The organism is Streptomyces sp. NPDC037288 (assembly GCF_055603265.1).
The window spans coordinates 68910-81832 of record NZ_JBVJVY010000032.1; the positions used below are offsets into that span (position 1 = coordinate 68910).

The following is a 12923-nucleotide window of genomic DNA, read 5'->3' on the forward strand; positions in this document are numbered from 1 at the left end:
CGCTCATGATCGTCAGGTTGCGGACGACGTCACTCCTCCGGTACCCAGCCTGGTCCCGTACCGTCACGTACGACAGGGGCCACTGGTCCCTGGGAAGGGCAGAACAGCCCTGGACTTCGGTACGGCATCGGTGGGCCGGTGCTTGCCCGGGACCGTCCGCCGCACTAGCCTCCGCGCGTGATCAACGGTGCACATGTGGTGCTCTACAGCCGCGACGCGGAGGCCGACCGGGCCTTCCTGCGCGACACCCTCGGCTGGGCGCACGTCGACGCGGGCCACGGCTGGCTGATCTTCCAGGCGCCGCCCGCCGAGGTGGCCTGCCACCCCACCGACGGCACGCCCGCGCACGAGCTGATGCTGATGTGTGACGACCTCGACGCGACACGGCGTCAACTCGCCCGACTCGGCGTGGAGTTCACCCGCCCGGTGGAGGAGGCCCGGTGGGGCCGGGTGACCGCCCTCCGGCTGCCCGGCGGCGGCGAACTCGCCCTGTACGAGCCGCGCCACCCCAGGCCGTGAACTCCGGCGCGGCCCCGTCCGCGCGGCACCCCTGTCCCGCCGTGCGACGGCTTCCACCAGGCGGTCAGCCGCCGGCCCGCTCCGCGGTCAGGTAGGCGATCACCATGTCGCCGAGCATGGTCCGGTAGTGCTCCCGCTGGGCGGGGTCCGCCAGGTCCCGGCCGAACAGGGCGCCGAAGGTGTGCCGGTTCGCGACCCGGAAGAAGCAGAACGAGCTGATCACCGCATGCAGCTCGACCGCGTCCACGTCGGCCGTGAACAGCCCGGACTCCCGCCCGGCGGCAAGGATCCGGCGGATCACCTCCAGGGCCGGCGAGCCGGTCTGCCCGAGCCTTTTGGAGGCCGCGATGTGCTCGGCTCCGTGCATGTTCTCGATGCTGACCAGGCGGACGAAGTCCGGGTGCCGCTCGTGGTGGTCGAAGGTCAGCTCGGTGAGGCGCCGGATCGCTGCGGCCGGGTCCAGGTGTTCGACGTCCAGCTGCTGCCCGGCCTCGCGGATCACCCCGTACGCCCGCTCCAGCACGGCCGTGAACAGCTGCTCCTTGCCGCCGAAGTAGTAGTAGATCATCCGCTTGGTGGTGCGGGTGCGGGCCGCTATCTCGTCCACGCGGGCGCCGTCGTAGCCGGCCCGGGCGAACTCCTGCGTGGCCACGTCGAGGATCTCCGCCTTGGTGCGGGCCGCGTCGCGCACCCGTCCCCCGGGCCGTACGGGCTCTTCGACGCTGGTCATCGCTGTCCTTCGGGCCGGTGGACGCCTGGGCGGCACGCTCGCTGTGCGTGCCGCAGATTGTAGAAGCGGGGCCCGGGGTGGTGGCCGGGATGTTCCTCACAGTCCACGCGGCCGCTGTGGCGAACGTACCGGGGAGGGCGTCGGCGAGCCGGTCCGCGCCGCCCGCGGCCCGGCGACGACCGCGGCCCGGCCCACCAGGCGTGAACCGGCCGCGGGCGCAGGCCGTCACGGCCTCTCGCTTGCGCAGGGCCGTTACGGCCGTCTGTTCCACTCGGCGATCACGGGCCGGCCGTGCTCGGTGGAGAGCCGGCTGACCGTGCCCGCGGCCAGCTGGAACACCCGGCCCCCGGCGGGGCCAGCCGCCGGGCGGTGAGCACGCGCAGGAAGCGGGCGCGGGCGACGAGGACCACGTCCCCGGCGTCGTCGGCGAGCGCCGCCTCGGCGCGGGCCGGCACCCGGTCGGCGCGGGCGCCGGTCTCCCGGAGGTGACTCGCCGGGGAGCCCGGCGGGGCCGGGGGCACGCCGTCGGTCCACAGGTCCCGGTCGGGCCGGGCGCGGTGGATGCCGGCCGTGGTGACACCCTCGTAGCCGCCGTAGTCCCGTTCAGGCAGGTGCGGCAAGGGACTTGGCCTGTTCCTCGCCGTGCTCGGTCAGGGGCAGGTCGGTCCAGCTGGTGTGCTGTCCCGACCGGCTCCACTGCGTCTCACCCGGGGGCACCTCCCACGCCCTTGAGGCAGTGGGGGAGGACCGGCGGGAGGTCCCCCACGGCGGCTCAGTCCTTCTTCTCGACCGCGTGGCCGCCGAACTGGTTGCGCAGCGCCGCGATCATCTTCATCTGCGGCGAGTCGTCCTGCCGGGAGGCGAACCGGGCGAACAGGGAGGCGGTGATCGCGGGCAGCGGCACGGCGTTGTCGATGGCCGCCTCCACCGTCCAGCGGCCCTCGCCGGAGTCCTCCGCGTAACCGCGCAGCTTCTCCAGGTGCTCGTCCTCGTCCAGAGCGTTGACCGCGAGGTCAAGGAGCCAGGAGCGAATGACCGTCCCTTCCTGCCAGGAGCGGAACACCTCGCGGACGTTCTCCACCGAGTGCACCTTCTCCAGCAGCTCCCAGCCCTCGGCGTAGGCCTGCATCATGGCGTACTCGATGCCGTTGTGGACCATCTTGGAGAAGTGCCCGGCGCCGACCCGGCCCGCGTGCACATAGCCGTACGGGCCCTCCGGCTTGAGCGCCTCGAAGATCGGCTCCAGCGGTTCCACATGCGCCTTGTCGCCGCCGACCATGAGCGCGTAGCCGTTCTGCAGGCCCCACACACCGCCGGAGACACCGGCGTCGACGAAGCCGATGCCCTTGATGCCGAGCGCGGCGGCGTGCTTCTCGTCGTCACTCCAGCGGGAGTTGCCGCCGTCGATCACCGTGTCGCCGGGCTGCAGCAGGTCGCCCAGTTCGTCGACGACGGTCTGCGTGGCGGTGCCGGCCGGGACCATCACCCACACATGGCGCGGCGCGTCCAGCTTCTCGACCAGTTCGGCGAGGGACTTGACGTCGGAGACCTCGGGGTTGCGGTCGTAGCCGATGACGGTGTGGCCGGCGCGGCGGATCCGCTCGCGCATGTTGCCGCCCATCTTGCCGAGACCGATGAGACCGAGCTGCATGTCAGTTCACTTCCTGAGCGTTCTTGGCGTTCTTGAGAGTGCGGTAGGCAGCGACGAGGGCCGTGGTGGACGGGTCGAGACCGGGGACCCGTGCGCCCTCGGTCAGCGCGGGCTCGACCCGCTTGGCGAGGACCTTGCCCAGCTCCACGCCCCACTGGTCGAAGGAGTCGATGTTCCACACCGCGCCCTGCACGAACACCTTGTGCTCGTAGAGGGCGATCAGCTGGCCGAGGACGGACGGGGTCGGCTCGGGGCTGAGGACCGTGGTGGTGGGGTGGTTGCCCCGGAAGGTGCGGTGGGCCACCTGCTCCTCGGGCACGCCCTCCGCGCGGACCTCCTCGGCGGTCTTGCCGAAGGCGAGCGCCTGGGTCTGGGCGAAGAAGTTGGCCATCAGCAGATCGTGCTGCGCCTTCAGTTCCCCGCTCAGTTCGTCGACGGGGCGGGCGAAGCCGATGAAGTCCGCCGGGATCAGCTTGGTGCCCTGGTGGATCAACTGGTAGTAGGCGTGCTGACCGTTGGTGCCGGGGGTGCCCCACACGACCGGCCCGGTCTGCCACTGCACCGGCTCGCCGTCGCGCTGCACCGACTTGCCGTTGGACTCCATGTCCAGCTGCTGGAGGTAGGCGGTGAACTTCGACAGGTAGTGGCTGTACGGCAGCACCGCGTGCGACTGGGCGTCGTGGAAGTTGCCGTACCAGACGCCCAGCAGGCCGAGCAGCAGCGGGGCGTTGGCCTCGGCGGGGGCGGTGCGGAAGTGCTCGTCGATCAGCCGGAAGCCGTCGAGCATCTCCCGGAACCGGTCCGCGCCGATGGCGATCATCAGGGACAGGCCGATCGCCGAGTCGTACGAGTACCGGCCGCCGACCCAGTCCCAGAACTCGAACATGTTGTCCGGGTCGATGCCGAAGCCGGTGACCTTCTCGGCGTTCGTGGACAGCGCCACGAAGTGCCTCGCGACCGCCTTCTCGTCGCCGCCCAGCCCGTCGAGCAGCCACGCGCGTGCGGAGGTGGCGTTGGTGATCGTCTCGATCGTGGTGAAGGTCTTGGACGCGACGATGAACAGGGTCTCCGCCGGATCCAGGTCACGGGTGGCCTCGTGCAGGTCGGCGCCGTCCACGTTCGACACGAACCGGAACGTCAACTCCCGTGCGGTGTACGGGCGCAGCGCCTCGTAGGCCATGGCGGGGCCGAGGTCGGAGCCGCCGATGCCGATGTTGACGACGTTCCTGATCCGCCTGCCGGTGTGGCCGGTCCACTCGCCGGAGCGGACCCGGTCGGCGAAGCCGGCCATCTTGTCCAGCACCGCGTGCACCTTCGGGACGACGTTCTCGCCGCCGACCTCCACCACCGCGTCCCGTGCGGCGCGCAGCGCGGTGTGCAGCACGGCCCGGTTCTCGGTGACGTTGATCCTCTCGCCGCGGAACATGGCGTCGCGCAGCGCGAACACCCCGGTGGCGGTGGCGAGTTCCTGGAGCAGGGCCAGGGTCTCGTCGGTGATCAGGTGCTTGCTGTAGTCGATGTACAGGTCGCCGGCCCATACGACATACCGCTCGGCGCGGCCCGGGTCCGCCGCGAACAGCTCGCGCAGCTGCGGCTGCCCCTCGGCCCGGTGGTCGGCGAGGGCCGTCCACTCCGGCCGGTCGGTGAGCTTCGGAAACTCGGACTGAGCCATCTCAGGCGTTCTCCTTGGCGGCCTCGCCCCTGAGGGCGATGGCGTACATCTCGTCGGCGTCGAGGCGGCGCAGTTCCTCGGCGATGAGTTCCGAGGTGGGGCGGACCTTCAGCGCCAGGGTGCGCGGCGGCTGGCCCGGCAGGGTCAGGGTCGCCAGGGGGCCCTCGGGGCGGTCGATGACGATCTCGCCGTTCGCGGTACCGAGGCGTACGGCCGTCACGACCGGGCCGGCGGTGACCACGCGGTCCACGGTGACCTTCAGGCGGGCCTCCAGCCAGCGGGACAGCAGCTCGGCGCTGGGGTTGTCCGCCTCGGCCTCGACGGCCGCCGAGGTGACCTTCACCCGGGCCTGGTCCAGGGCCGCGGCCAGCATGGAGCGCCACAGCGTCAGCCGGGTCCAGGCCAGGTCGGTGTCGCCGGGGGCGTAGTTGCGGGCGCGGGTCTCCAGGACCTCCATCGGCCGCTCGAACGCGTACAGGTCGGTGATCCGGCGCTGGGCCAGCGCGCCGAGCGGATCCTTCGACGGGGTGTCGGGTGCGTCCACCGGCCACCACACGACGACGGGTGCGTCCGGCAGCAGCAGCGGCAGGACGACCGAGTCGGCGTGGTCGGACACCTCGCCGTAGGTGCGCAGCACGACCGTCTCGCCGGTGCCCGCCTCGGAACCGACCCGGACCTCGGCGTCGAGCCGGGAGTGGGTGCGGTCGCGCAGGGTGCGGGCGTGCCGCTTGATGACGACCAAGGTCCGCGAGGGGTGCTCGTGCGAGGCCTCCTCGGCGGCCTTGATCGAGTCGTAGGCGTTCTCCTCGTCCGTGACGATGACCATCGTCAGGACCATGCCCACGGCCGGGGTGCCGATGGCGCGGCGGCCCTGCACCAGCGCCTTGTTGATCTTGCTTGCCGTGGTGTCGGTCAGGTCGATCTTCATGGCCTGCGCCAGCTCCGTCCGTCTCGTGCGAGCATCTCGTCGGCTTCACTCGGTCCCCAGCTGCCCGACGCGTACTGCGCCGGCCGGCCGTGCGCCGCCCAGTACTCCTCGATCGGGTCGAGGATCTTCCAGGACTCTTCCACTTCCTGGTGACGGGGGAACAGATTCGCGTCGCCGAGCAGCACGTCCAGGATGAGCCGCTCGTACGCCTCCGGACTGGACTCGGTGAACGACTCGCCGTACGCGAAGTCCATCGACACGTCCCGGATCTCCATCGAGGTGCCCGGCACCTTCGAGCCGAACCGCACGGTCATGCCCTCGTCCGGCTGGACGCGGATGACGATCGCGTTCTGGCCCAGCTCCTCGGTCGCGGTGGAGTCGAAGGGGGAGTGCGGGGCCCGCTTGAAGACCACCGCGATCTCGGTGACCCGGCGGCCCAGCCGTTTGCCGGTGCGCAGGTAGAACGGCACACCCGCCCAGCGGCGGTTGTCGATGCCCAGCTTGATCGCGGCGAAGGTGTCGGTCTTCGACGTGGGGTCGATGCCGTCCTCCTGGAGGTAGCCGACGACCTTCTCGCCGCCCTGCCAGCCGCCCGCGTACTGCGCCCGCACGGTGTGCCTGCCGAGGTCCTCCGGCAGCCGCACCGACTTGAGCACCTTCAGCTTCTCGGTGAGCAGCGCCTCCGCGTCGAACGCGATCGGCTCCTCCATGGCGGTCAGCGCCATCAGCTGCAGCAGGTGGTTCTGGATGACGTCCCGGGCGGCGCCGATGCCGTCGTAGTAGCCGGCCCGGCCGCCGATGCCGATGTCCTCGGCCATGGTGATCTGGATGTGGTCGACGTACGACCGGTTCCAGATCGGCTCGTACATCTGGTTGGCGAAGCGCAGCGCCAGGATGTTCTGGACGGTCTCCTTGCCGAGGTAGTGGTCGATCCGGAACACCTGGTCCGGATCGAACACCTCGTGCACGATGGCGTTCAGGTCGCGGGCGCTGTCCAGGTCGTGCCCGAAGGGCTTCTCGATGACCGCGCGCCGCCAGGAGCCCTGTGGCGGGGAGGCCAGGCCGTGCTTCTTCAGCTGCTGTACGACCTTGGGGAAGAACTTCGGCGGCACCGAGAGGTAGAACGCGAAGTTGCCGCCCGTGCCGCGGGAGGCGTCCAGCTCCTCCACGGCGTCCTTGAGCTGCTTGAACGCGGTGTCGTCGTCGAAGTCACCGGGGATGAACCGCATGCCCTCGGCGAGTTGCTGCCACACCTCCTCGCGGAACGGGGTCCGGGAGTGCGTGCGGACCGCGTCGTGGACGACCTGCGCGAAGTCCTGGTCCTCCCAGTCCCGGCGGGCGAAGCCGACGAGGGAGAAGCCCGGCGGCAGCAGACCGCGGTTGGCCAGGTCGTACACCGCCGGCATCAGCTTCTTGCGGGACAGGTCACCGGTCACACCGAAGATGACCAGCCCGGACGGGCCGGCGATCCGGGGGAGCCGGCGGTCGCGGGCGTCGCGCAGCGGGTTCACCCAGTCGGCGGCCGGGGCCACCGGGACCTGGACGGTCCCGGGCGCTTCGGCGGCGGGCGCGTTGTCGGTCATCGGGCGTCAACTCCCTTGCTCTTCAGGGACTTCGCTACGGCGTCCAGCAGCTCCTGCCAGGCCGCCTCGAACTTGCCGACGCCCTCGTCCTCCAGCTGCTGGACGACCTCGTCATAGGAGATGCCGAGCCGTTCGACGGCGGCCAGGTCGGCGCGGGCCTGCGCGTAGCCGCCGGTCACCGTGTCCCCGGTGATCTCGCCGTGGTCGGCGACGGCGTTCAAGGTGGCCTCCGGCATGGTGTTGACCGTGCCCGGAGCGACCAGCTCGTCCACGTACAGGGTGTCCTTGTATGCAGGATCCTTCACACCGGTCGACGCCCACAGCGGGCGCTGCTTGTTGGCCCTGGCACCGGCGAGGGCGATCCAGCGCTGTGAGGCGAAGACCTCCTCGTACGCCTCGTAGGCGAGGCGGGCGTTGGCGAGGGCCGCGCGGCCCTTGAGGGCGAGGGCCTCGTCGGTGCCGAGGGCGGTCAGCCGCTTGTCGGTCTCGGTGTCCACGCGGGAGACGAAGAACGACGCCACGGAGTGGATGGTGGCCAGGTCGATCCCGCGTTCGCGGGCCTTCTCCAGTCCGGCCAGGTAGGCGGTCATGACCTCGCGGTAGCGCTCCAGGGAGAAGATCAGGGTCACGTTGACGCTGATGCCCAGCCCGATGACCTCGGTGATGGCGGGCAGGCCCGCGGTGGTCGCCGGGATCTTGATCATCACGTTGGGGCGGTCGACCAGCCAGGCCAGCTGCTTGGCCTCGGCGACGGTGGCCTCGGTGTCGTGGGCCAGGCGCGGGTCGACCTCGATGGAGACCCGGCCGTCACGGCCGGCGGAGGCGGTGTATACGGAATCCAGGATATCGGCGGCAGTCCGCACGTCGGCGGTCGTCATCATCCGCACCGCCTCGTCCACCGACACACCCCGTACGGCGAGGTCGGTGAGCTGCTCCTCGTAGCCCTCGCCGGAGCCGATGGCGGCCTGGAAGATCGACGGGTTGGTGGTGACACCCACGACGCCGCCGCTCGCCACCAGCTCGGCGAGGCTGCCCGACGTGATCCGCTTGCGCGACAGGTCGTCGAGCCAGATCGACACGCCCTCGTCGGCGAGGCGCTTGAGGGCTCCCGGGGTCGCGATTGCTTCGGTCACAGTGATCATCTTTCTACTTGCGTCGGTATCGGGCACCGGTGTCAGGCGCGCGCGGCGGCGAGCGACTCGCGGGCCGCGGCGGCGACGTTCTCGGGGGTGAAGCCGAACCCGGCGAACAGGGTCTTCGCGTCGGCGGAGGCGCCGAAGTGCTCGAGGGAGACGATCCGTCCCGCGTCGCCCACGAACCGGTACCAGGTCAGACCGATCCCGGCCTCGACGGCGACCCGGGCCTTCACGGCCGGCGGCAGCACCCGCTCGCGGTAGGCGCGCGGCTGCTCCTCGAACCACTCCACGGACGGCATCGACACCACCCGCGTGCCGATCCCCTCGGTCTCCAGCCGCTCCCGCGCGGCCACGGCCAGCTGCACCTCGGAGCCCGTGGCGATGACGATCACCTCCGGGACCTCGGTCGAGGACTCGCGCAGCACATAGCCGCCCTTGGCCGCGTCCTCGTTCGGCGCGTACACCGGCACGCCCTGGCGGGTGAGCGCGAGCCCGTGCGGGGCGGGGTTCACGGCGTGCCTCTTCAGGATCTCGGCCCAGGCGATCGCGGTCTCGTTGGCGTCGGCCGGGCGGACGATGTTCAGGCCGGGGATGGCGCGCAGCGAGGCGAGGTGCTCGACGGGCTGGTGGGTGGGGCCGTCCTCGCCCAGGCCGATGGAGTCGTGCGTCCACACGTACGTCACCGGCAACTGCATGAGCGCCGACATCCGCACGGCGTTGCGCATGTAGTCCGAGAAGACGAGGAAGGTGCCGCCGTAGATCCGGGTGTTGCCGTGCAGGGCGATGCCGTTCATCTCCGCGGCCATGGAGAACTCGCGGATGCCGAAGTGGACGGTACGGCCGTAGGGGTCGGCCTCGGGCAGCGGGTTGGCCTCGGGCAGGAAGGAGCTGGTCTTGTCGATGGTGGTGTTGTTGGATCCTGCGAGGTCGGCGGAGCCGCCCCACAGCTCGGGGAGCACCGGGCCGAGCGCCTGCAGCACCTTGCCCGAGGCGGCACGGGTGGCGACCGACCTGCCCTCCTCGAACACCGGCAGCGCGTTCTCCCAGCCCTCGGGCAGCTCGCCCTTGCTGACCCGGTCGAACAGCTCGCCGCGCTCCGGCTGCGCGGCACGCCACTCGGCGATCCGCTTGTCCCAGGCCGCGTGCGCCTCGGCACCCCGGTCCAGGGCCCGGCGGGTGTGCTTGAGGACCTCGTCCTCGACCTGGAAGGCCTGCTCGGGGTCGAAGCCGAGGACGCGCTTGGTGGCGGCGATCTCCTCCGTGCCGAGCGCGGAGCCGTGGGAGGCCTCGGTGTTCCGGGCGTTCGGCGCGGGCCAGGCGATGACCGTGCGCATCGCGATGATCGACGGCCGCGCGGTCTCGGCCTGCGCGGCCCTCAGCGCCGCGTACAGGGCGGGCACGTCGATGTCGCCGTCGGCGGTGGGCTCGATGCGCTGGGTGTGCCAGCCGTAGGCCTCGTACCGCTTCAGCACGTCCTCGGAGAAGGCGGTCGCGGTGTCGCCCTCGATGGAGATGTGGTTGTCGTCGTAGAGGAAGACGAGGTTGCCGAGCTTCTGGTGGCCGGCCAGCGAGGAGGCCTCGGCGGAGACGCCCTCCTGCAGGTCGCCGTCGGAGACGATCGCCCAGACGGTGTGGTCGAAGGGGGACTCACCCCGCGGTGCGTCCGGGTCGAACAGGCCGCGCTCGTAGCGGGCCGCCATCGCCATGCCGACCGCGTTGGCGACACCCTGCCCGAGTGGGCCGGTGGTGGTCTCGACGCCGGCCGTGTGCCCGTACTCGGGGTGTCCCGGCGTCCTGGAGCCCTGGGTCCGGAACGCCTTCAGGTCGTCCAGCTCCAGCTCGTACCCGGACAGGAACAACTGCGTGTACAGGGTCAGCGAGGTGTGGCCGGGGGAGAGGACGAAACGGTCCCGGCCGGTCCACTCGGGGTCGGCGGGATCGTGACGCATCACCTTCTGAAAGATCGTGTACGCGGCAGGTGCCAGGCTCATCGCCGTGCCCGGGTGGCCGTTCCCCACCTTCTGGACCGCGTCGGCCGCCAGCAGACGGGCAGTATCCACGGCGCGCCGGTCGAGGTCGGTCCACTCGAAGCCATCGTGAGTCTGCGTGGTCATCTTCAAGAAGTCCTCGTTCAGTGCGGGATTGCTGGCCTGACGCGTTCAAACTTAAAAGTCTGACTTTTTCGAGGAAAGGTCGGGGTGTGTCAGCCTGTGGTGAATCTGGGACAGCGATCGCGCGACAGGGACGGCACGAAGCGGACATGGCAGGCGAAACCCCTCACGCTGATGACGACGGCATCAGAACCTTCCCCTTCCCGGCCGAACTGGCCGTCGGCGGCGTCGGCATGCAGATCGGCCCCATGGGAACCGACCGCACCTGGCACGCCGACGCCCCCCTGCACGGTGTCCACCGCATCGACTTCCACGTCGTCATGCTGTTCACCGACGGCCCCGTACGGCACATGATCGACTTCGCCGAGTACGAGGCCGGCGCCGGCGACCTGCTCTGGATCCGCCCCGGACAGGTCCACCGCTTCTCCCGCGAGACCGTGTACCGCGGAACCGTCCTGACCATGCAGCCCGGCTTTCTGCCGCGGGCCACCGTCGAGGCCACCGGCCTGTACCGCTACGACCTCCCGCCCCTGCTGCGCCCCGGCCCGGACCGGCTCACCGCCCTGCAGGCCTCCCTCGACCAGCTGCGCCGCGAGTACGAGGACACCGCCACACTCCCGCTCAGCCTGCACACCGCCGTCCTCAGGCACACCCTCACCGCGTTCCTGCTGCGGCTCGCGCACCTCGCCGCCAGCTCCGCGGAGGCCACCCGGCAGCCGACGGACAGCACGTTCACCCGCTTCCGGGACGCCGTCGAGCACGGCTTCGCCACCAACCACAGCGTCAGCGCCTACGCCGACGCCCTCGGTTACTCCCGCCGTACCCTCGTCCGCGCCGTCCGTGCCGCCACCGGCGAGACCCCCAAGGGATTCATCGACAAACGCGTCGTCCTGGAGGCCAGACGCCTGCTCGCCCACACCGACGTGCCGATCGGCCGCGTCGGGGCAGCGGTGGGCTTCCCCGACGCGGCGAACTTCACCAAGTTCTTCCATCTGCACACCGGCCAGACACCGGTCGCGTTCCGGGCCGAGCTGCGCTGAACACCCCGCCGGGCACCGTGTTCAGCTCACCTGCGCGTCAACTCCCCGAACCAGCGGACGATCGCCGGCGTGGCGGCGGCCTCGGAGCCCAGGTGCCGGGAGCCGTGGTAGTCGGCAGCGCCCACGTCGACGACCCGTGCGCGCACGCCGTTCTCGCGCAGGGCCGCCCGGCAGTGCTCCGTGTTGGCGGTGACGGCCTGTTCGTCACCCGTCGCCATGAACAGCCGGACGGGAGCGCGCGGCGCCCAGTCCGTGCACACGGCGTCGGTCGTGCGCAGTGCCGCCGCCAGCGGCCCCGCCGGATGCGCGAGCATCGCCCGCCCGTGCTCGGTCAGCAGCTCGTCCAGGGTGCCGGGAGTCCCCGCCGCCAGCTGCTGCCCGGTGTGGGAGCCGTCGAACAGCGCCTCGATCCCGCGGTCGTACGGCGCCCGGAAGACCTCGCCCGGGCTGTCGTAGAGGTGGTGGAGCCGGTTGAACGCCACCAGCAGGTACGCCGCGTACATCACGCCCATCTTGGGGTCGACTCCGCCGTGCAGCAGGGCGGGCAGCTCCGCACCGCCGAAGTCGTACGCACCGCTGACCGGCGCCAGCGCACCCAGCCTGAACCAGCCGTCCTCGCCCGCCTGCAGGGCCCGGCCGAGCCCCAGCGCCGCCGAGGCGCCCTGCGAGAAGCCGGTCACCATCACCTCGCGCTCCAGCACATGACCCGCGCGCGGCGCGAAGGCACGGGCCGCGCGCAGCATGTCCAGCGATGCGGTGGTCTCCGAGCCGATGTCCATCCAGGGGTGCGGACCGGGGCCCTCGCCCATGCCCAGATAGTCGGGGGCGACCCCCGCCGCACCGGCCGCCGCGTGCGCGATCACCGGTGCGGACACGAAGTCCCGGCGCTGCATGGACGGGGAGTCGTGCCGGTTGACCCCGGTGCCGTGGGCGAAGGACACCACCCGCAGGCGTGCACCGCTGCCCAGCGGCACCACGAACAGCCCGCTCGCCGTGGCGGGACGCCCGTGCGCGTCGACCGTCCGGTAGACCAGCCGGTACGCGACCACGCCGTGCCGCACGGTGTCGTCCGCGAACCCGGCCGCACGAAGCTCCTTCGCCGCGGCCCGCGGGGTCGCGAGGGTGTACAGCCTCTCGGCCCGGACCAGGGTGCCCCGGCCGTGCTGCTCGTGCTGCGCCGGCACCGGCGGCCGGGCGGTGGCGGCGGTGGCCGTGGTGGCGGTGGCGACGGGCAGCCCGCTCAGCAGCAGCCCACAGCAACCGGCGGCCAGCCGCCGCCGCAGACGGCCGCGGTACCGGGCTGTCCTGCGGGACGACGGTGACGTGGAGAGCGGCAACGGATCCTCCAAGTGTGGTTCGGCAAGGACCCGTTCAGCCTTGCGGGCCGCGGGCGTCACCGCACTGGGGCGGGCCCCCGGACCGTTGTGGTGCTCGCCCCAGGGCAGCGGGGGGGGGGGGGGTTTTTTTTTCTCTCTTTCGTCTTCTTCCCCTCTCCTTCCTTTCTCCTCTTTGTGTTCCCCGCCTGAGCTTTCCTGGGCGGCTGGACCCCCAGG

At 71.2% G+C, this 12923-nt stretch carries 10 protein-coding genes and 1 pseudogene; 2 read left to right on the plus strand and 9 right to left on the minus strand.

Annotated features, from left to right (window positions below; all coding sequences use genetic code 11):
* Nucleotides 1-177 precede the first annotated feature (177 nt).
* Nucleotides 178-519, plus strand: a complete 342-nt coding sequence (locus tag ACZ7GZ_RS29850; RefSeq protein ID WP_471028904.1) for a VOC family protein — start codon at nucleotides 178-180, stop codon at nucleotides 517-519.
* A 64-nt stretch (nucleotides 520-583) separates the two neighbouring features.
* Here the strand turns inward: ACZ7GZ_RS29850 and ACZ7GZ_RS29855 are convergent, their stop codons facing one another.
* From ACZ7GZ_RS29855 to tkt, 8 genes and pseudogenes are all read right to left on the minus strand, one after another.
* A complete protein-coding gene (locus ACZ7GZ_RS29855) occupies nucleotides 584-1249 on the minus strand; it encodes a TetR/AcrR family transcriptional regulator (protein WP_471028906.1) in 666 nt (221 codons plus the stop codon).
* Nucleotides 1250-1501: 252 nt separating this feature from the next.
* Nucleotides 1502-1966 (minus strand): annotated as a pseudogene (locus ACZ7GZ_RS29860) (histidine phosphatase family protein).
* A gap of 55 nt (nucleotides 1967-2021) precedes the next feature.
* Complete coding sequence (gene gnd / locus ACZ7GZ_RS29865; RefSeq protein WP_471028907.1) at nucleotides 2022-2900, minus strand: phosphogluconate dehydrogenase (NAD(+)-dependent, decarboxylating); 879 nt, start codon at nucleotides 2898-2900, stop codon at nucleotides 2022-2024.
* 1 nt (nucleotide 2901) lies between these two features.
* Nucleotides 2902-4572 carry a glucose-6-phosphate isomerase gene (pgi, locus tag ACZ7GZ_RS29870; protein WP_471028908.1) on the minus strand — a complete coding sequence of 557 codons (1671 nt, stop codon included), beginning with the start codon at nucleotides 4570-4572 and terminating at the stop codon, nucleotides 2902-2904.
* A gap of 1 nt (nucleotide 4573) precedes the next feature.
* Nucleotides 4574-5500, minus strand: a complete 927-nt coding sequence (gene opcA, locus ACZ7GZ_RS29875) for a glucose-6-phosphate dehydrogenase assembly protein OpcA (RefSeq protein WP_471028910.1) — start codon at nucleotides 5498-5500, stop codon at nucleotides 4574-4576.
* A complete protein-coding gene (gene zwf / locus ACZ7GZ_RS29880; protein ID WP_471028912.1) occupies nucleotides 5497-7083 on the minus strand; it encodes a glucose-6-phosphate dehydrogenase in 1587 nt (528 codons plus the stop codon). The genes opcA and zwf overlap by 4 nt, the downstream gene beginning before the upstream one ends.
* Complete coding sequence (gene tal / locus ACZ7GZ_RS29885) at nucleotides 7080-8225, minus strand: transaldolase (RefSeq protein WP_471028913.1); 1146 nt, start codon at nucleotides 8223-8225, stop codon at nucleotides 7080-7082. The genes zwf and tal overlap by 4 nt, the downstream gene beginning before the upstream one ends.
* A gap of 32 nt (nucleotides 8226-8257) precedes the next feature.
* Nucleotides 8258-10333 (minus strand): transketolase, encoded by a 2076-nt coding sequence (gene tkt, locus ACZ7GZ_RS29890; RefSeq protein WP_471028914.1) that lies wholly within the window; start codon nucleotides 10331-10333, stop codon nucleotides 8258-8260.
* 146 nt (nucleotides 10334-10479) lie between these two features.
* Between tkt and ACZ7GZ_RS29895 the strand changes: the two genes are divergently transcribed.
* Nucleotides 10480-11370, plus strand: coding sequence for a helix-turn-helix domain-containing protein (locus tag ACZ7GZ_RS29895; protein ID WP_471028915.1), 891 nt, complete (start codon nucleotides 10480-10482; stop codon nucleotides 11368-11370).
* Between the two features lie 26 nt (nucleotides 11371-11396).
* Here ACZ7GZ_RS29895 and ACZ7GZ_RS29900 read toward each other — a convergent pair whose 3' ends face one another.
* Nucleotides 11397-12707, minus strand: a complete 1311-nt coding sequence (locus tag ACZ7GZ_RS29900) for a lipase (protein ID WP_471028917.1) — start codon at nucleotides 12705-12707, stop codon at nucleotides 11397-11399.
* Nucleotides 12708-12923: the final 216 nt, after the last annotated feature.

Bases quoted from the DNA above. Each gene is read 5' to 3' on its own strand.
- zwf (WP_471028912.1), bottom strand. From the start codon at position 7,083: ATGACCGACAACGCGCCCGCCGCCGAAGCGCCCGGGACCGTCCAGGTC.
- ACZ7GZ_RS29895 (WP_471028915.1), top strand. From the start codon at position 10,480: ATGGCAGGCGAAACCCCTCACGCTGATGACGACGGCATCAGAACCTTC.
- gnd (WP_471028907.1), bottom strand. From the start codon at position 2,900: ATGCAGCTCGGTCTCATCGGTCTCGGCAAGATGGGCGGCAACATGCGC.
- ACZ7GZ_RS29855 (WP_471028906.1), bottom strand. From the start codon at position 1,249: ATGACCAGCGTCGAAGAGCCCGTACGGCCCGGGGGACGGGTGCGCGAC.
- pgi (WP_471028908.1), bottom strand. From the start codon at position 4,572: ATGGCTCAGTCCGAGTTTCCGAAGCTCACCGACCGGCCGGAGTGGACG.
- tal (WP_471028913.1), bottom strand. From the start codon at position 8,225: ATGATCACTGTGACCGAAGCAATCGCGACCCCGGGAGCCCTCAAGCGC.
- opcA (WP_471028910.1), bottom strand. From the start codon at position 5,500: ATGAAGATCGACCTGACCGACACCACGGCAAGCAAGATCAACAAGGCG.
- tkt (WP_471028914.1), bottom strand. From the start codon at position 10,333: ATGACCACGCAGACTCACGATGGCTTCGAGTGGACCGACCTCGACCGG.